The organism is Rahnella sp. R3(2024) (assembly GCF_042920125.1).
Classification (GTDB): Bacteria; Pseudomonadota; Gammaproteobacteria; order Enterobacterales; family Enterobacteriaceae; genus Rahnella; species Rahnella rivi.
Genome location: NZ_JBHGBU010000001.1, coordinates 2,928,490 through 2,949,088, shown reverse-complemented (window position 1 = coordinate 2,949,088; position 20,599 = coordinate 2,928,490). Strand labels below are relative to the sequence as shown.

The window sequence follows — 20,599 nt, the reverse complement described above, 5'->3', positions numbered from 1 at the left end:
AAACCACCGACACCTGCACATGAAAGTGCGCAGGCAGGGTCCCCTACGCGCTGTGTGAGGAAAAAATGAAAGAATTTAGCTCATCAGATACGTTAATAATTATCAGCATTGTTCTGGTCTACATCCTGTTTACCACCTGGCTGACCTACCGGTTACGCAGTAAAAACAGCGGCGACTTTATGGAAGGCTCGCGTGCGATGCCCGCCTTCATCGTCGGTGTGCTGCTGATGTCGGAATACATCGGTGCAAAATCCACCATCGGTACCGCTCAGGCGGCGTTCGAAGGCGGTTTTGCCGCCTCATGGTCAATTTTGGGCGCAGCCATCGGCTTCCCGATCTTTGGCTTACTGCTGGTAAAACGCATTTATAACACCGGGAAAATCACCATTTCCGGGGCGATTGCCGAGAAGTACGGCAACACCACCAAGAACATTATTTCGATCATCATGATTTACGCCCTGCTGCTGGTGAACGTCGGTAACTACGTCAGCGGCGCGGCGGCCATTTCCACCGTGCTGAAAGTCAATCTGCCGGTCGCGGCGTTTATTACCGCCGTCGTCAGTACCTTCTACTTTGCGTTCGGCGGCCTGAAAGGAATGGCGTGGGTCACGATGCTGCACAGCGCCATCAAGTACATCGGCGTGCTGGTGATTTTAGGCATCGCCCTGCACATGACCGGCGGCGTGATGCCCATGGTAAAAGAGATGCCTGATTTCTACTGGACCTGGGATGGCAGCATAGGCGCCAGCACCATCTTCGCGTGGCTGATCGGCACCATCGGGTCTATCTTCTGTACGCAGTTCGTGATCCAGGCAATTTCCTCCACCAAAAGCGCGGAATCCGCCAAACGCGCCACCTGGGTTGCCTTCTTCTTCTGTGTGCCGATTGCGCTGGCCATTGGCATGATCGGCGTGGCCGCGAAATTCCTGCATCCTGATATCGACAGCCTGTACGCCCTGCCGATCTTCATTCAGGACATGAATCCGTGGATCGCCGGTCTGGTGACCACCTCGCTGGTGGCGTCAATTTTCGTCAGCGTCAGTACCGTTGCGCTGGCGATTGCCTCGCTGATTGTGAAAGATTTCTACGTGCCGTACCGCAATCCGACGCCTGAACGCGAGTTCAAAATGACCCGCTGGCTGTCGCTGCTGATTGGTTTCCTGCCGCTGATTTTCGTGCTGCTGGTGCCGGAAGTGCTGAAGCTGTCGTTCTTCACCCGCGCCATCCGCCTGTCGATTTCCGTGGTGGCGGTGATGGCGTTCTACCTGCCGTTCTTTAAAAGTGCACGCGGTGCCAACGCTGGTCTGATCGGTGCCTGCGTGGTGACTTCCGTCTGGTATCTGCTCGGCGATCCGTTTGGTATCAACAATATGTATATTGCGCTGGTGACACCGGCCATCATTATGGTGATTGACCGACTGATCCCGCAGCGCGCAGTAAAGAGTAAAAATGCACACCTTATTCAAAAGTCTGGAGCTTAAAGATGACCACTGAAACGCTAACCGTCGAACGCAGCGGTAAAGTGCACACCGCTGAACATGACGCCGCGCGCCGTGACGCCATGCTGCCGTCGGATTGTCCGCAAAATCACGCCGCCAATCTGCTGCCTTTGCCCGACGGCAGCCTGCTGTGCACGTGGTTTGCCGGCACCCAGGAAGGCATTGCCGATATTTCCATTTACCTGTCGCGTCTGGAAAAAGGCGCGCAGGTCTGGAGCCAGCCGGTGAAACTCTCAGAAGATGCCAGCCGTTCGGAGCAAAATCCGGTGCTGTTCCTCGACCCGGATAATGTGCTGTGGCTGATGTACACCGCGCAGAAATCCGGCAATCAGGACACCGCGATTGTGCGTTTTCGCCAGTCTCAGGATCTGGGCAAAAGCTGGGGAGACATCGGCACACTGCTCGGAGAACCCGGCACCTTTATCCGCCAGCCGGTGACGGTGCTGGCCAATGGCGACTGGCTGCTGCCGGTGTTTTACTGCCGCACGCAGCCGGGTGAAAAATGGGTCGGCAACAATGACGACAGCGCCGTTAAAATTTCCAGCGATAAGGGGAAAACCTGGCGTGACGTGGCGGTACCGGAAAGCACCGGCTGCGTGCACATGAATATCACGCCGCTGCACGACGGCAGCCTGCTGGCGTTGTACCGCAGCCGCTGGGCGGATTTCATCTACCAGAGCCGTTCCGTGGATGGCGGTAACAGCTGGAGCGCGCCGCAGCCGACCGCGTTGCCTAACAACAACTCGTCAATTCAGGTGACAACGCTCGCCAACGGGCATCTGGCGCTGGTGTTCAATCATCTGAGTGCCGCCGATGCCAGCGAACGCCGGGCCTCGCTGTATGACGAAATCGAAGATGAAGACGACGATGTGCGCGTGGAAGCGACTGCCGAAACCGGTGCACGCACGGCCTTCTGGGGCGCACCGCGCGCGCCGATGACGCTGGCCATTTCCGAAGACGGTGGCCGTTCATGGCCTTACCTGCGCAATCTGGAAACCGGCGACGGTTACTGCATGACCAATAATTCGCAGCAAAAACTCAACCGCGAGTTCTCCTATCCCAGCATCAAACAGGGGCTGAACGGCGAACTGCATATCGCGTTTACCTACTACCGGCAGGCGATCAAATACGTTTGTGTCGAAGAGTCCTGGGTAAAAGGCTGACGCCGGTCCGGCCCGCCCTGCGCGGGCTTTTTTTATAAGGAGAAGATCATGATTGCAGGTCATTTACGTGCGCTGTCACTGGCAACTTTGCCTGATGTGCTGCTCAGCATTCTTACGCTGCCGGAGTGTTCGCTGGAAGCGCTTTGCGCGCGGGAAGATGGACGCTTCCAGCCGGAGGGCGCAACCTGGTTTTGCCACATCGGCAATGCCAACACCTCGCCTGCGGCGGACCGGCATACTGAATTTCATCACGACTGGCTGGATATTCAGGTGGTGCTGGAGGGCGAAGAGATCATCGGCTTCGATACCCGGAGCGCCATCGGACAGCCCGCCACGGAGCGCAAACCTGATTTATTTATTCCCGACAATCCCGCGCTGCACAATGAGATTTTGCTGCGCAGCGGTGACTTTGTGACGTTCGCGCCAGGCGAGCCGCATCGCGCATTGTGTTGCACCACACATCCTGCCGTGGTGCGTAAAGCGGTGTTCAAAGTACCGGCATCAACGTTAAAGGAGTAAGCCATGAGCATTACACCGCTAAAACACGCGCTGGTGACAGGTTGCAGCTCGGGCATTGGTGAAACGGTGTGCCTGACATTGCTGGCGCAGGGCTGGAAGGTGACCGGTCTGGCGCGCAGCGAAGTGAGCTTTCAACACCCTCACTTTTGCGCAGTGCCGCTCGATATCACCGACACGGAAAAACTGACCGCAGTGCTGGAAACACTGCCTCAGGTGGATGCCGTGATCCACGCCGCAGGCATGATGAAAGCGGCACCGCTCGGGCAGCTGGATCCGCAGGCCAGCGAGGCGTTATGGAAACTGCACATCGGCGTGGCAGAAGTGCTGGCCGACCGGCTGGTGGAAAATATGCCGGACGGCGGGCGCATCGTGTTGCTCGGCAGCAGGACGTCATCGGGCGTCGCCGGACGCAGTCAGTATGTGGCGACCAAATCCGCCATGATCGGTATGGCGCGTAGCTGGGCGGCGGAACTGGCACCGCGTGGTATCACCGTCAACGTGGTGGCCCCCGGCGCGACGCAAACCCCCATGCTGGACAATCCGCAGCGCCAGAGTTCGCCGCCCAGATTGCCGCCGATAGGTCGCTATATTCAGCCGCAGGAAGTGGCCGATTTAGTCATTTACTTACTTTCGCCCTCCGCCGCAGCGATTACCGGCCAGCAATTAATTATTTGCGGCGGCGCTTCCCTTTAAAACTCGATTAGCATTACTTAAGTAAAATAACCACGCCGGTATAAAAACCGGCTACACTCCTTAAGACAAATTAATATAAAAACGCCTATTAAAATCTATTTTAAGTCAAATTGATCGTTAAACGATCTGTCCGGTAAGCCAAATTATTAAAATAATGCACAGCCTGTAAATCAAATTATATTTATATACATCCATTAATTTGAGTTAACGCCGATCAAAAGATCGCTATTTTCTGAAAAACAGATAAATCTCTTTATCTCTGCCCCTCCGACCTTTAGCATCGCCGTATTGCTTACTAAGCAACCAGCTCCATCCACCTGCAAGCAGAAATAAAAAATGACAATGAGTAAATTAAAGATCGTATCCAGCCTGCTGGTCGCGAGTTCTTTATTGGTTTCCGGGGTTTCCCGGGCTGGGAAAGTTTGTTAGGCAGCAATACTGAAGGGATGCGGCACTATGTGAGTTATGGTGCTGAATATTATAAGTGGGACGAATCCGTCGATAATATGGACGGTAAATATGTTGCTGAACATGGCCCGCGCCTGCGCGTAAATTTCGGATCTAATAATTATCTCGACGCCCCAAGCGGCTTATTAAAAGCCTGGGACATGAGTGTGATGTTCGGGATCGTCAATTATAAAGGCAGCACCCTTGACGATCAGGCCAACGTGCCAAACGGTACGCTGAAAGGGAAAACCTATTACACCGGCTACAGCGCCGACCTGACGCGCGGTTACCGTTACCGCGCATCAGACAGCGTTTCTTTCGATATGAAAGGGGCGCTCGGCGGCCAGGTGTGGTTGCGTAATATCCGCTCCGACGATGTCTACATCGCTTCGGAAAACCGCACGCGGGATTACACGGCGCTGGAAGTGTCGTTGCAGCCGTACGCTAAGGCCTCTGTAGGCGCGAACTGGCAGATGACCGCCGATTCACGTCTGAGCCTGGAAGGCGGTGCGCTGTACCCGATCAAAACCTGGACGCACAGTAATCAGGGCGATGTCTGGCTGGAGCCGAAGTCTAAGCTCTCGCCGTTCACCAGCCTGACCTGGAACATCAACAAAGATGTGTTCGTCAAAGCCAGCTATGTGCACCAGAAGTATGGCAAGTCAGACGAGAAACAGGGTGACCTGAACGGACGCAACGTTGGCTATTATCAGCCTGCGACCACGACGTCCACTCTGGGTCTGGAAGTCGGTTTCTACTTCTGATGATGTCAGTCAATCAGCGCCCCTCAAGCGGATTGTTCCGGTGTAAATAACCGGAACAATCGCTTATCTTAAAAGCCTCCTTTTCCAGAGGCTTACCTTTCATATGGATCGTTTCGCAACGCTGTCCGGCGTTCTCGCCATTTTATTGTGGAGCATGAGCGTGGCGCTCACCCGCAGCCTGTCTGAATCCCTCGGCCCTTTTGGTGCTGCCGCGTCTATTTATACGGTCAGCGGGATCATGGTCTGGATGGTGGGTGGAAAGCCGTCGCTGCGCGGGGAATCCGCGGCTTATCTGATCATCTGCGGTCTGTTATTTATCTTTTATATGGTGGCATTTTCGCTGGCGATTGGTCTGGCGCATAGCCGTCAGCAAACGCTGGAACTGGGACTGATCAATTACTTGTGGCCGAGCCTGACACTGTTATTTGCCGTGCCACTGCTGAAACTTCGCGTGCGCTGGTGGATCTGGCCGGGCGTTATTCTGGCGTTTGCCGGTGTACTGTGGGCAATCAGCGGCGGTCACGGGCTGGACGTTCATCAGCTGATGCGTAACGTGCGCGGCAATCCTGTGGCCTACAGTCTGGCGCTCGGTGCTGCCGTTTCCTGGGCGCTGTATTCCAATCTGGTGCGGGTGTTTTGCAAGGGCAAAGGCGTGCTGCCGCTGTTTTTACTCGCCACCGGTGCCGTGCTTTGGGTGCTGTATTTCACCTATTCATCGAATCGCATCAGCCTGACGTTACCGGCCATTCTCGAATTACTGGCGATGGGCGCGGTGACCGCCATTTCTTATCAATGCTGGGATATCGCGATGAAAAAAGGCAATGCAACGCTGGTGGCGGCACTTTCGTACTTCACGCCGCTGTCTTCAATTCTGATTGCCGGATTGTGGTTGCATACACTGCCGGGCGCGAGTTTCTGGCCGGGCGTGCTGATGGTGGTCGGCGGTTCGCTGCTGTGCTGGACCGCCTCGCGGGGGAAATAAACTCAGCGATAGGTCGTGATAAAAGAGCGGTACTTGGCGAGGACTTGCAGAAAGTCCTCAACGCCGCAAAACGCCAGGCTCTCTTCATCGTAATAACTCATGCCTTCTTCGATTTCATCGCCATCGAAATCCAGCTGATTGGTACGCACCATCACTTCATCGTCAGCTAACAACAGCGTGTATTCGTGACCGACCATTTGCGTTTCACGCTCGCTGCCTTTGAGTTCACTCAGCGCGGCTTCCACTTTATCCAGCACCGATAAATCACCCTTCACTTCCTCATTCAGCCAGTGGCCGATCACTTCGTGGCCCATTGAAAAACGCACTTTGACCTCACCGGTGATATCGCGCAAAAAGTCGTAGTCCATCGTCTAGTCCTTAAAAATCATCAAACGCCACCAAAACCTGCCGCATGATAGCAATAAAAAAGGCGGAATTTCTTCCGCCTTTCCAGTTTATGAATCTCTTGTCATGTTAATTCACGGTCAGAACCACATTCATGTCAAAGGAGAATGAAGGCTTACTGACGCCCCAACCCTGACCGGCAAAGTGGATAACCCCTTTATACACACCAGGGGCCAGACCTGGATTTTCCGCTGATGAATAGTTCAGTATCGCTCGAACACTTGCCCCACCTTGGCATACCATCGCCGTATTGAATGTCCGGTTCGAACAGTCCGACCCTCGCATACCCCCAAATTTAACGATCACATCGTTTCCTTGTTGATCCGTCATTGATGTGGTCAGCGGCGAATTGGTATTGGAAGCACCATCCCAAACAAGAGACGTTGGCCCGGTGGTCGGCGTCACTGCGATAAAGCCCATGTAACCATATTCGACAAATTTCTGTGTTTGATATTTGCCGGAAGTCCCACTGATCACCCAGTCACCGGTGACCGAACCAGCAAATTTCGTGATGGCTGATTTCGAACTTTGCCCATAACTTGCGGTGACCGTCGCCTCTCCGTCATCGGTACCCGAAATCGTCATTTTGGTGACACCTGATGCATTGGTCACACTGGTACTTTTCGCCAGTGTATTACGGGTGGTTGACCAGTTAACCGTCTCATTGGTGACCAGATTTCCCAGCGCATCTTTTACCGTGGCGGTAAATGTTGTCTCATCAATACCGTTCGTGGAAACCAACGGCCGGTCCAGCGTCAGCGTTGTGATCTCAGCAGTACTGAGGTCTGCAACAAAGCTGACTTCTGCCGCACTTGCCGTTCGTTGTTGCTGAGTCAGCGTCGCCGTCACAATTTCAGTGCCCGCTTTGACCGACGTACCGGTCACTGTCGTTGTGCCTGCTACCGTGGTCTGGGTGTTGCTGTTCGCCAGCGTGACATTCGCATTATTGCCGCTCCAGTCAACACTGACCGCATTCACCGGGTTGCTATTGGCATCTTTAACGGTCGCAGTCCAGGTTATGGCGTCTGTGCCATTGGCCGGTGCCTGCGTTTTATCAGCAGCAATAGTCACCTGAGCAGTGCTGGCATCGGCAATGATGTCCACTGCCAGAGTTTTCTGGCTGCTGCCCGCACTCGCGGTCACAACGGTATTCTGCGCCAGTGTTGAAGTCAGCGTTGCACTTGCCTCACCATTGACATCCGTCACTGCCTGGACCGGTGTCAGGACACCCGCCGTATTGTCACTGCTCCAGGTCACGGTGAGATTTGGCACCGGATGATTTGTCGCGTCAAGGACCGTGGCTTGTAATGTCACGGTATCGATGCCCGCGATAACCCCCGCTGTTTTATCACCAGTCAGTGTGGTGACAATCGCCGTGGTGCTATCCGCAACAAACGCGATTGTCGGGGATGTGGCCGTTTTACTGTTAACCGATGCCGTCACCGTCGAATTGCCCAGGATCAGCGAATTTAACGTCACAGTGGCAATACCTTGCGCGTCCGTTTTCGTCGTTGCCGCTGATAACGTTCCGGTTGAAGGATTCACACTCCAGCTAATATCTGCACCCGATAACAGGTTACCGTTAGCATCCGTGACCGTGGTTGTCAGTGTGGCGATATCACTACCGTTCGCCAGTACCTGCGTTTTATCCGTTGCCACTGTACTCATCTGCGCCGTGCTGACATCCGCGATATAGCTGACTTTGCTGGCGCTTTTACTCACCGCAGGCGTAGTCAGCCCCGCCGTGATGATGACATCCGCCGTTTTGAGTGACGTTGCGGTTACCGTTGTGACACCGCTGGCATTGGTTTTGGTCGTCGCGCTGACAGGCGTGACGTTGGCGTTATCACTGCTCCAGTTCACTGCCAGATCGTTAATCGGGTTCTGGTTAGCATCTTGCACCGTCGCAGTCCAGGTCACAATATCCGTCCCTGAGGCCAGCGCTTGTGATTTATTGGACACCACTGAGCTGAACGTCGCCGTACTGCTATCAGCAATGACATCAAGCGATTGGGTCAGGCTGCTGCCGGTAATACTGGCCGTCACTACGGTGGTCTGCGCATGAGTTTCTGTAAATGCCGCCGTCGCCACACCTGCGGCATCCGTTACGCCTGAAACCGGGGTAAATGTGCCACTGGCATTGTCACTGCTCCAGGAGACGGTGACACCCTGAACCGGATGATTACTGGCATCCAGCACGGTGGCGCTCAGATTCACAGTGTCTTTACCCGCCACCACAGAGGCGGTTTTGTCCGCCACCAGCGTCGCGAGTTTCGCGGTTACCGTATCGGCAATGAATGACAATGAGCCAGAGGTTTCAGTTGCACCACCCACCGAGGCCGTGACCTTGAAGGCGATGACGTCGGCTGATGACAGTGTGACTGTCGCCACGCCCAGCGTATTGGTCTTCGTGCTGCTGGCCGAAAGCGTGCCGCCTGCCGGCGTGCTGCTCCAGTTAATGTCAGTATTCGCCAGCGGATTTCCTTTAGCATCCGTTAACGTGGTGCTTAAGGTGATGATGTCCGTGCCATTCGCCAGCGCCTGAGTTTTATCGCTGCTCACTGCACTCATCTGCGCCGTGCTGATATCAGCCACATAACTCACGCTGCTGGCGCTGAGGCTGCCTGCCGGTGAAGTCAGAGTGGCCGTCATGATGGCATCAGTTGCCTTCACGGACGTTGCGGTGATCGTCGCAAGTCCATCGGTACCGGTCTGACTGCTGTTGCCTGACAACGTGATGTTAGCGTTGCTGCTGCTCCACTGCACCGTCGTCCCCTTCACCGGGTTCTGGTTGGCATCGGTTACCGTTGCCGTCCAGGTGATCACGTCAGTGCCGTTCGCCAGTGCCTGCGATTTGCTCGCCACCACGCGGGTCAGTGACGCGGTGCCCGCATTGGCCACGACATCAATGGACTGCGTTTTACTGCCGCCCGCCGCGGTCGCCGTAATCACCGTGGTCTGTGCGCGAGTCTCGCTAAACTGCGCCGTCGCCACACCGTTACTGTCGGTTACAGCGGAAACCGGCGTAAATTTGCCGCTGGCGTTGTCGCTACTCCAGTTAACTGTTGCGCCAGGTACGACGTTACCGTTTTTATCATGCACGACAGCCGTCATAGTGACAGTGTCCACACCTGCCACCACGCCCGTGCTTTTGCTGGCATCGAGACTGTAAACAGTGGCCGTGCTGGCATCCGCCGCAAAGGTCAGCGACGGCGAATCCACACCTGCGCCGTTAACATTACCCGTGACGACCGTGCTGCCGCTTGAAGCAGAGTGCAGAGTCACTGTCGCCATACCCTGAGCATTGGTGGTGGAACTTCCCGCCGAAAGCGTGCCGATGGCAGGGGCATTACTCCAGTTTACCGCCGTGTTGGACAGGACATTACCGTGGGCATCCATCACTGTTGCGCTCAACGTAATTGCGTCAGTGCCGTTTGCCAAAGCCTGCGTTTTATCTGCTGTCACGGTGGTGACCTGCGCGGTACTACTGTCTGCTACGTAACTCACCTTACCCGCGCTGGCGCTTCCTGCCGGCGACGTCAAACTGGCTGTCATCACGGCATCCGCGACTTTCACCGACGTCGCCGTGATCGTTGCGACGCCGCCCGCAGTGGTTTGGCTGGTGCTACCTGCCAAAGTAATATTGGCATTGTCGCTTTTCCAGTTCACCACCATTCCAGAAATGATGTTCTGATTGGCATCTTTCACGGTCGTGCTCCAGGTCACCGTCTCGGTGCCATTCGCCGTCGCCTGCGATTTATCAGATGTCACGCTGCCCAACGTCGCGGTGCTGACATCGGCAATCAGGTCAACAGACTGTGTTTTGCTGCTGATACCGGCAGTCGCCGTGATCACCGTTGTCTGCGCTTTTGTACTGCTGAACTTCGCTGTCGCCACACCCTTGCTGTCAGTCACAGCAGATACCGGCGTGAAGCTGCCGTTACCGTTATCACTGCTCCAGTTAACCGTAACGCCCGGTACCGCGTGGCGGTTAGCGTCCAGCACGGTTGCCGACAGATTAACCGTGTCTTTACCCGCGACCACTGACGCGGTTTTATCTGCCACCAGCGTATCTATCGCCGCGCTTGTCACATCGGCAGTAAACGACAGAGCCTGGGACGTCACACTGGCCGCATTAAACGACGCCTTCACGGTGTAATCTGCGACATCTGAGGACGTTAACCGGATGGAACTCACACCCTGCGCATTCGTTTTAGTGCTGCTGGAAGATAATGAGCCACTGGTCGGCGTCGCTACCCAGTTGACATCAGCATCCATCAACGGGTTACCGTTGACATCTGTTAACGTCGTATTCAGGGTGATGACATCTGTGCCATTCGCCAGTGCCTGCGCCTTATCGGTGGAGATCGGGGTAAACTGCGCCGTATTCACATCGCCAATAAACGATGCCGCAGGCGCGGCACTGGCAGTACCGCCCGGCAGTTGCGCGGAGATAATCACGTCGCCAGCCTTGATGGTGGAAACACGTATCTGTGCCTGCCCCTGCGCATCAGTGCTGACGGTGCTTTCAGAAAGCCGGGCTGTGGATTGATCGCTTTTCCAGCTCACAGGTGCATTTGGCACTTTATTGCCGTTCGCATCGGTGACTGTCACGGTATAGATGACTGCGTCAGTACCATTGGCCACTGCCTGCGTTTTGTCCTGTTTCAGGTCAGTAATATTCATACTGGCACTGTCAGCAGCAAACGAAATGACATCCGTCATTTTGGCATTTGTTGTTCCGGCGCGGGCGGAGACTTTCACGTCACCTGCCACCGTCGAAGCCAGGGTAATTTGTGCATTGCCCAGTTCGTCTGTCGACACTTGCGGTGCACTCAGCGTGGCGATGCCCTGCTCCACTTTCCAGTCAACGGCTGAGCCTTTCAGAGGTTGGTTTTGGGCGTTAACGACATTTGCAACCAAAGTGACTTTATCGGCATTATTTGCCGTCGCCTGCACTTTATCCAGGTTCAGACTCATCACCTGTGCGGTGGAGGCATCCGCGTCAAAGTTGAGCGGCTCACTTTGCAGCGAACTGCCGCCTTCCACCGTTGCGGTCACCATCGCGTTCGCTACGCTCAGACTGGTGACCGTGACGGACGCCATGCCTTTTTCATCAGTCACGCTTTGCGCCGCTGATAATCCGAGAGCGGCATTATCTGCAGTCCATGACACCGTTACGCCTTGGTATGGCAGGCCATCTGCCGTCAATGCTTCAGCCGTCAGGGTGACCGCATCATTGCCGTTGGCCATGATGTGATTTTTTGATGCACTCAGCGTAGTCAGCCTTGCCCGGGTATCTGCATTTTGCAGCAGGATACGCGCTGTTTGCAGGGCAGTCTTACCGCTGGCTATTGGCGTGATATCGGCAGTTCCGGCGACGTTGCCGCTGGTAAAGGTGGCGGTATAAACACCCGGTGCGGATTCATTGAAGGCGGAGACGGTAGCGTTTTTCATTGGCGCAACGGATGTCACGTCAGCGCTACCGGATGGCGTTAGCTTCAGAGTGGCCGACAGTTGAGGGGCTATCGTGGTCACCGGCAACTGATCTGCACCGGTAAGGTGTAACGTCACCGTTGAGGTGCTGATGCCGTCAGCGACTAAGGTGTCAGGGCTGACCGTGGTAGAAGACTGCCCGGTCGCAGCATCATAGCCTGCCACGAAGACATCCATTTCACTGCTGTTAGAGCCGTTGCCTCTGGAATCGAAGGCCTTGCCTCTGACGATGTAATGATTATTGACCGCGCCATATTGATAATTTGGCAGGGTAATTGAGTATTGGCCCGAGTGTTTATCTTGCACGATTTTACCGCCGTGCTGCAGGAGTTCATCCGCCTGCCAGTCAATGCGATCCAGCCCGTATTTGCTGTTAACGACGACAGAAATTGGGAAGGTGGCGCTTTCTGCACCTTCAATTTTGGCCGGTAAACCCAGCGAAATCAGATCTTGCTTGCGATAATCCAGCACGATGGTGTTGTTGCGGTTAACCAGATCCATGCGACTGCCAAGCAGTGAGCGTTTCACTGCCACCTGCGATGCATCCATCTGTTTATCGAGGCTGACGCCCGGTGCATAACTGAAGCTCAGGTTAAACTGCGTATCCTGAGTATCGCCTTTGCCCATTTTCTGGCTGATTCCCGCTGTTATAAGCGTAAAAGGCGTGTAGTTCAGACCGACAGTGACCGCATAGGGATCTTTCTGACGGTTATCTTCATCATTAAATAAATCGACGTTATCACCATAATACTGCTCAAATACGACGCTTGCGCCGAGTTGTGGCCATGAAGGTAAATAACCTTCCGTACGAATATCGAATCCGTTGGCCGCGCGCTCGTCATAATCCTGATAACGTTCTGATGCCATCCAGTCAGTGAGTCGCATATAACCATTCGCTGATATCTTTAAATAATCCCAGCCTAATTCCCCTCCTATGCCCACACGCTGGTGATGATTTTGCGACAACTGACGATCATAGAAGGTATTCGCCCCCCACATCCAATTCTTTTGAAAATGGCGATAACCCATGCCCGTATTAATAATATTGCGGTCATCCGCACGGCGTGCGCCAAGTTGGGTGAATAGCAGGTTGGTTTTGTCGTCATATACAGGCAGCAGAACATCTAAGTTTGCATCTTCGAGAGAAAAATCATTATCTACCGACACTTGTACGCGCGCAGTACCGAACTGGTTCAGCCAGGACTCAACGCTTTGCGCTGCCTTGCCCGTCGTACCGGTTGCCACCATCCCTTTCAGTGCATCGCTGGAAGAATCACCGGAAAGCAGCGCACCCGATTGAACTGCCAGCCCTGCCAGCGAGGTATTATTATCGTTATCTGGCGTGGAGGTGGAGGCTGAAAGCGCTGGCTGGGGACTGTCAGAGGATAATTTTCCATTCGATATTTTCTCAGTGACCACAGGTGCTTTCGTTTCAGCGGTGGCATTAAAAGAAAAGGCATAAACACATAAGGAAGAATAAGAAAACTGAATACCTATTTGTAATATGCAAACAAACCTGGAAACACGCATTATCTATTTCACTTTACATGTGTTATTAAAGGAAGCGAAGTAAATTGCAAAAGGCACTTATATTTCGCAAGGGTCGAAAATTTAAACCACAAAACCCTTCAACTCTACTTAAAGAGTATTTAAGCAATAGTTAACAACTCGCAACCAATTAAAAATAAACAGTCAAATGAAACACTTACTCAATACATATAAGTTACTTGAATAATAAAAATATGCCGAATACCGGTCACTTAAGGTGACCGGTATTGTTTTTTGAAGGATAGGTACGCTGGTTAAATACGGCCATGCCTGGCGCCTGAGATAGCGGCATAAAAAAAGGTCCATGGAAGCCATGAACCTTTTTACACTCGCTGTGGGATCGGTCAGCCGATCCTTAAACGATCAGCATAAGTCACCTTTCAATGACCACAGTGAATAATGACGATTTAGACTGCGGTCTGGAAGATCACGCCGTCAGCTTTATCGGTGTATTCACTCAGCTTGTCGAAATTCAGATAACGGTAGGTGTCCACCGCGGTCTTGTCGACTTCAGCCATGTAACCCAGATACTCTTCCGGCGTTGGCAGACGGCCAAGCAGGGAAGCAATCGCCGCCAGTTCTGCGGATGCCAGATACACGTTGGCACCGTTACCCAGACGGTTCGGGAAGTTACGGGTAGAGGTAGACACCACGGTAGAGCCGTCGGCCACACGCGCCTGGTTACCCATACACAGTGAACAGCCAGGAATTTCAACACGCGCACCGCTCTTACCAAAGACGCTGTAATAGCCCTCTTCGGTCAGCTGCGCCGCATCCATTTTGGTCGGTGGCGCAACCCACAGACGGGTTGGCAACGCGCCTTTATGGCTGTCGAGCAGTTTACCCGCCGCACGGAAGTGACCGATGTTAGTCATGCAGGAACCGATAAATACTTCATCGATTTTGCTGTTCTGTACGGAAGACAGCAGACGTGCGTCATCCGGATCGTTCGGTGCACAAAGGATTGGCTCTTTGATGTCCGCCAGATCGATTTCGATCACCGCTGCGTATTCCGCATCGGCATCGGCTTCGAGCAGTGTCGGGTTCGCCAGCCACTCTTCCATGCCTTTGATGCGGCGCTCAATGGTACGACGATCGCCGTAACCTTCAGAGATCATCCACTTCAGCAGCACGATGTTGGAGCTGAGGTATTCTTTGATCGGCGCCTGATCCAGTTTGATCGTACAACCGGCCGCTGAACGTTCTGCGGACGCATCCGCCAGTTCAAATGCCTGTTCAACTTTCAGTTCCGGCAAGCCTTCGATTTCCAGAATGCGGCCAGAGAAGAGGTTTTTCTTACCTTTCTTCTCAACGGTCAGATGGCCTTCTTTGATCGCGTAGTAAGGGATCGCATGAACCAGATCGCGCAGGGTGATGCCCGGTTGCATTTTGCCTTTGAAACGCACCAGAACGGATTCCGGCATATCAAGAGGCATCACGCCAGTCGCCGCAGCAAACGCCACCAGACCGGAACCCGCCGGGAAGGAAATCCCGATAGGGAAACGGGTGTGGGAGTCACCGCCGGTGCCGACCGTGTCCGGCAGCAGCATACGGTTCAGCCATGAGTGAATGATGCCATCGCCAGGGCGCAGTGAAACACCGCCGCGGTTCATGATGAAATCAGGCAGCGTGTGGTGCGTGGTCACGTCAACCGGCTTAGGGTATGCCGCAGTATGACAGAATGACTGCATCACCAGGTCAGCGGAGAAGCCCAGACACGCCAGGTCTTTCAGCTCATCACGGGTCATCGGACCGGTGGTGTCCTGAGAACCGACAGACGTCATTTTTGGTTCGCAATATTCGTTTGGACGAATACCGGCAACGCCACAGGCGCGGCCCACCATTTTTTGTGCCAGCGAGTAACCTTTGTTGCTTGCAGCAACCGGCTTCGCGATACGGAACACTTCACTCTGTGGCAGCTTCAGTGATTCACGGGCTTTGGTGGTTAAACCACGGCCGATGATCAGCGGAATACGGCCACCGGCACGCACTTCATCGAGCAGCACGTCGGTTTTCAATTCGAAAGTGGCGATCACGTCGTTGGTTTCGTGGTTACGCACTTCGCCTTTGTACGGATAGATGTCGATCACATCGCCCATATTCAGATCGGAGACGTCCACTTCGATCGGTAAAGCACCGGCATCTTCCATGGTGTTGAAGAAGATTGGCGCAATTTTACCGCCGAGAACCACACCGCCGCCGCGTTTGTTCGGCACATGAGGAATGTCATCGCCCATGAACCACAGCACGGAGTTGGTGGCAGATTTACGCGAAGAACCGGTACCGACCACGTCACCCACATAGGCCAGTGGGAAACCTTTTTTGTTCAGTTCGTCGATCTGTTTGATCGGCCCGACACTGCCCGGTTGATCCGGGTGAATGCCTTCACGTTCGTTTTTCAGCATTGCCAGCGCGTGCAAAGGAATATCTGGACGGGACCAGGCATCCGGAGCCGGTGACAAATCATCGGTGTTAGTTTCGCCGGTCACTTTAAAAACAGTGACGGTGATTTTTTCAGCCAGTTGCGGGCGTGACAGATACCATTCGGCATCAGCCCACGACTTCAGGATTTTTTTCGCGTGTTCATTGCCCGCGTGTGCTTTTTCTTCCACGTCGTAGAAGTTATCAAACATCAGCAGCGTGTGGGACAGCGCTTTAGCCGCGATAGGTGCCAGCGTCTCGCTATCCAGTGCGTCGATCAGCGGATGAATATTGTAGCCACCCTGCATGGTGCCCAGCAGTTCGATAGCTTTTTCAGGGGTGACCAACGGAGAGGTGGTTTCGCCTTTGGCGACGGCAGCCAGGAATCCGGCTTTAACATAGGCGGCTTCGTCGACGCCCGGTGGAACACGATTAATCAGCAGGTCTAACAGAGTGTCTTCTTCGCCTTGCGGCGGATTCTTCAGGGACTCAACCAACGCTGCCATCTGTGAAGCATCAAGTGGCTTAGGGACGATGCCCTCTGCAGCACGCTCGGCTACGTGCTTACGGTATTCTTCTAGCACGACTTTCTCCTCGCTCTCATTGTCATTTATTATGCCTGGCTTCCATCATCAGCATCGCGTCATGCCTGTAGGGACAGGGGAATTCAAGCGGTCTGATGAATCGGGGACACTGCGGGTAAGCGTGTTTCTTAATGCTGAAACGCCACGTCCTGAACCTAAGCACAGTGCCCTTTTGCGCCGGGGCAGCATAGCAGGATTTTGCCCGCTTGTTAATTCGTTCACATAAAAGCAACATTAAATCTTTGCTGAATCGTTGAGCACAGACGGATCGGCTGTTCATCGCAATTCGCCCTCTAGATCATCACATCAACCCTGTGGGTACAAGGGAATAAATGACAGAGAACGCAGAAAAAAGGCACAAAAAAACCGCCCAAAAGGACGGTCGATTTGTATAAAAATGCATATAAAAAAAGCGGCACTTTTCAGCGCCGCTTTTTCAAACCCTAAAACCGATATACCTGAATCATTCAAGTTGCATCAAGGCGGTAGCCAACGCAGAGGCAGCTTGAAGGATGACGGTATATTATTTCTTTTTGGCTTTCGGGTTTGGAAGGTCGGTGATGCTGCCTTCGTAGATTTCTGCTGCCAGACCCACGGACTCGTGCAGAGTCGGGTGAGCATGGATGGTCAGCGCGATATCTTCCGCATCACAACCCATTTCTATCGCCAGACCGATCTCGCCCAGCAGCTCGCCGCCGTTGGTACCGACAATCGCACCACCAATAACACGGTGAGTCTCTTTGTCGAAGATCAGTTTGGTCATGCCATCTGCGCAATCGGAAGCGATAGCACGGCCTGAAGCTGCCCACGGGAAGGTGGCAGTTTCGTAGCTGATGCCTTTTTCTTTCGCTTCTTTCTCAGTCAGGCCAACCCAGGCAACTTCTGGCTCAGTGTAGGCAATGGATGGAATGACTTTCGGATCGAAGTAGTGTTTCTTGCCGGAAATCACTTCGGCAGCCACATGGCCTTCGTGAACACCTTTATGCGCCAGCATTGGCTGACCGACGATGTCGCCGATAGCAAAGATGTGTGGCACGTTGGTGCGCATTTGTTTGTCGACGTGGATGAAACCACGGTCGTCAACTTCAATGCCTGCAGCGCCCGCTTCCAGCAGTTTACCGTTAGGAACACGGCCGATAGCCACCAGCACGGCGTCGTAACGCTGTGGTTCAGCAGGGGCTTTTTTGCCTTCCATCGTGACATAGATGCCGTCTTCTTTGGCTTCTACCGCGGTCACTTTGGTTTCCAGCATCAGGTTGAATTGCTTGCTGATTTTCTTGGTGAAGACTTTCACCACGTCTTTGTCAGCCGCAGGGATCACCTGATCGAACATTTCTACCACGTCAATCTGAGAACCCAGCGCGTGGTAAACGGTGCCCATTTCCAGACCGATGATACCGCCACCCATTACGAGCAGACGCTCAGGGACAGTTTTCAGTTCCAGTGCATCAGTGGAATCCCAGACGCGTGGATCATCATGTGGAATGAATGGCAGTTTGATTGGACGGGAACCCGCCGCAATGATGGCATTGTCGAAAGTGATGGTCGTTGGACCATTTTCGCCTTCAACAACCAGAGTATTCGCGCCAGTAAATTTGCCCAAGCCGTTGACGACTTTGACTTTACGGCCTTTCGCCATTCCTGCCAGACCACCGGTCAGCTGGTTGATGACTTTTTCTTTCCAGACACGCACTTTGTCGATGTCAGTTTTCGGCTCACCGAAAACGATGCCGTGCTCGGCCAGTGCTTTTGCTTCAGAGATCACTTTCGCGACATGCAGCAGAGCTTTAGAAGGGATACAACCTACGTTCAGGCACACGCCCCCGAGAGTGGAGTAACGCTCAACCAGAACAGTTTCAAGACCTAAATCAGCGCAACGGAAAGCAGCAGAATAGCCCGCAGGGCCCGCCCCAAGTACCACGACCTGAGTTTTAATTTCAGTACTCATCATGACCTCTTAATTTATGTCCGGCGGGTCTGACGTCATTTTTATGTCGCAACGCCCATCATCCACCGGGTCGTTCTATCCGCCCGCAGTTTACAAAATTGTTAACAAATTTGAAACAACAAACGGCATACGATTTGTGCTTAGCCCCGAAAAATCTCAAACAGCATGAAGAGATTATCAGAAAAAAGCCGGCCGTTTGGCCGGCTTTTTCGCTTACATCACCAGACGGCGAATGTCAGACAACACGTTGTTGATGATGGTAATGAAACGCGCGCCATCGGCACCGTCAATCACACGGTGGTCGAAGGAGAGCGACATTGGCATCATCAGGCGCGGAGTGAACTCTTTACCGTTCCAGACTGGCTCGATAGCAGACTTGGACACACCGAGGATAGCCACTTCCGGCGCATTGACGATTGGCGCGAAGTGGGTCGTCCCGATACCACCGAGGCTGGAGATGGTGAAGCAACCGCCCTGCATTTCGCCAGCAGTCAGCTTACCGTCACGGGCTTTCTTGGAGATAGCCATCAGCTCACGGGACAACTCGGCGATGCCTTTCTTGTTCACGTCTTTGAAGACCGGAACAACCAGACCGTTTGGCGTATCAACCGCCACACCGATGTTGATGTATTTTTTCAGCGTCAGTTTCTGACCATCTTCAGACAGTGAACTGTTGAAGCGTGGCATCTGCTCAAGCGCTGCGGCAACGGCTTTCATGATGAAGACCACTGGGGTGAATTTCACGTCCAGTTTACGTTTAGCCGCTTCATCATTTTGCTGTTTACGGAACGCTTCCAGCTCAGTGATATCGGTTTTGTCGAAGTGCGTAACGTGCGGGATCATCACCCAGTTACGGCTCAGGTTCGCACCAGAGATTTTCTGGATACGGCCCAGTTCGACTTCTTCAATTTCACCGAACTTGCTGAAGTCCACTTTCGGCCAAGGCAGCATGCCTGGCAGACCGCCACCCGTTGCTGCTGCCGGCGCGGCTTCAGCACGTTTGACTGCGTCTTTCACGTAAGTCTGCACGTCTTCACGCAGGATACGACCCTTACGGCCCGTCCCTTTGACTTTCGCCAGATTCACGCCGAATTCACGGGCCAGACGACGGATAACCGGCGTGGCGTGAACGTAAGCATCGTTCTCAGCGAATTCGCCTTTGCTCTCTGCTTTAGCCGCAGGGGCAGCCGCTTTCTGTTCCTGTTTCGCAGGAGCAGCAGCCGCTTCTTCTTTCTTCGCCGCCGGAGCAGGCGCAGCGCCTTCAACTTCGAAGACCATGATCAGAGAGCCGGTGCTGACTTTGTCGCCCGCAGCGATTTTAATTTCTTTCACGGTACCGGCGAACGGCGCAGGGACTTCCATTGAGGCTTTGTCGCCTTCAACGGTGATCAGTGACTGTTCAGCACTGACTTTATCACCCACTTTCACCATGATTTCAGTGACTTCTACTTCGTCGCCGCCGATATCAGGTACGTTCACTTCTTTGCTGCCGGTTTGTGCGGCAGCGGCAGGTGCCGCGTCTGATTTAGCTTCTTCTTTCGCTGGTGCGGCAGAACCGGAACCGGCGATTTCGAAGACCATGATCAGAGAACCGGTGCTGACTTTGTCGCCCGCAGCGATTTTGATTTCTTTTACAGTACCGGCGAATGGTGCAGGGACTTCCATAGAGGCTTTGTCGCCTTCCACGGTGATAAGCGATTGTTCCGCTTCCACTTTGTCGCCCACTTTGACCATGATTTCAGTGACTTCAACTTCGTCGCCACCGATATCAGGCACGTTCACTTCTTTGCTTTCGCTGGAAGCAGGCGCAGCGGTAGCAGCAGCGTTCTCTTGAACATTCGCTTCTGCTTTGGCTTCCTGTTTCGCCGGTGCGGCATCAGCAGCACCGTCAGCGGCTTCAAAGACCATAATCAGTTTGCCGGTTTCGACGGTATCGCCGACCGCAACTTTAATTTCCTTGACCACGCCAGCTTGTGGAGAAGGCACTTCCATAGAAGCTTTGTCGCCTTCAACGGTGATCAGCGATTGTTCAACGGAAACGGTATCGCCCACCTTCACCATGATTTCGGTGACTTCCACTGCATCTGCACCGATATCCGGTACGTTAATTTCAATAGCCATCTGTCTTTA

11 protein-coding genes are annotated in these 20,599 nt (G+C 53.8%); 6 read left to right on the top strand and 5 right to left on the bottom strand.

What is annotated here, in order from left to right:
• The first annotated feature begins 65 nt into the window (after positions 1 to 65).
• The 6 genes from ABSH60_RS13230 (at position 66) to yddG (ending at position 6,067) form a co-directional block, all read left to right on the top strand.
• A complete protein-coding gene (locus tag ABSH60_RS13230) occupies positions 66 to 1,481 on the top strand; it encodes a sodium:solute symporter family protein (protein WP_122094139.1) in 1,416 nt (471 codons plus the stop codon).
• Positions 1,482 to 1,483: 2 nt separating this feature from the next.
• Entirely contained in the window at positions 1,484 to 2,662 is a 1,179-nt protein-coding gene (locus tag ABSH60_RS13225) for an exo-alpha-sialidase (RefSeq protein WP_056777074.1), read from the top strand.
• Between the two features lie 48 nt (positions 2,663 to 2,710).
• A complete protein-coding gene (locus ABSH60_RS13220; RefSeq protein ID WP_390974284.1) occupies positions 2,711 to 3,181 on the top strand; it encodes a YhcH/YjgK/YiaL family protein in 471 nt (156 codons plus the stop codon).
• Positions 3,182 to 3,184: 3 nt separating this feature from the next.
• On the top strand, positions 3,185 to 3,874 hold the full coding sequence (locus ABSH60_RS13215; RefSeq protein ID WP_390974282.1) for an SDR family oxidoreductase: 690 nt from the start codon (positions 3,185 to 3,187) through the stop codon (positions 3,872 to 3,874).
• A 458-nt stretch (positions 3,875 to 4,332) separates the two neighbouring features.
• The gene (locus ABSH60_RS13210) at positions 4,333 to 5,085 is read left to right on the top strand and encodes a hypothetical protein (protein ID WP_390974280.1); all 753 of its coding nucleotides are present in this window, start codon (positions 4,333 to 4,335) and stop codon (positions 5,083 to 5,085) included.
• A gap of 103 nt (positions 5,086 to 5,188) precedes the next feature.
• Complete coding sequence (gene yddG / locus ABSH60_RS13205) at positions 5,189 to 6,067, top strand: aromatic amino acid DMT transporter YddG (RefSeq protein ID WP_390974278.1); 879 nt, start codon at positions 5,189 to 5,191, stop codon at positions 6,065 to 6,067.
• A gap of 2 nt (positions 6,068 to 6,069) precedes the next feature.
• On the opposite strand, the gene yacL is transcribed toward yddG, so the two are convergent.
• The 5 genes from yacL to aceF form a co-directional block, all read right to left on the bottom strand.
• On the bottom strand, positions 6,070 to 6,435 hold the full coding sequence (gene yacL / locus ABSH60_RS13200) for a protein YacL (protein ID WP_056777056.1): 366 nt from the start codon (positions 6,433 to 6,435) through the stop codon (positions 6,070 to 6,072).
• A 106-nt stretch (positions 6,436 to 6,541) separates the two neighbouring features.
• Entirely contained in the window at positions 6,542 to 13,387 is a 6,846-nt protein-coding gene (locus ABSH60_RS13195) for an Ig-like domain-containing protein (protein WP_390974276.1), read from the bottom strand.
• A 536-nt stretch (positions 13,388 to 13,923) separates the two neighbouring features.
• Positions 13,924 to 16,521, bottom strand: a complete 2,598-nt coding sequence (gene acnB, locus ABSH60_RS13190; protein WP_217203554.1) for a bifunctional aconitate hydratase 2/2-methylisocitrate dehydratase — start codon at positions 16,519 to 16,521, stop codon at positions 13,924 to 13,926.
• A gap of 523 nt (positions 16,522 to 17,044) precedes the next feature.
• Positions 17,045 to 18,469, bottom strand: coding sequence for a dihydrolipoyl dehydrogenase (gene lpdA / locus ABSH60_RS13185; protein ID WP_056777038.1), 1,425 nt, complete (start codon positions 18,467 to 18,469; stop codon positions 17,045 to 17,047).
• Positions 18,470 to 18,682: 213 nt separating this feature from the next.
• A complete protein-coding gene (gene aceF / locus ABSH60_RS13180; protein WP_056777033.1) occupies positions 18,683 to 20,590 on the bottom strand; it encodes a pyruvate dehydrogenase complex dihydrolipoyllysine-residue acetyltransferase in 1,908 nt (635 codons plus the stop codon).
• Positions 20,591 to 20,599: the final 9 nt, after the last annotated feature.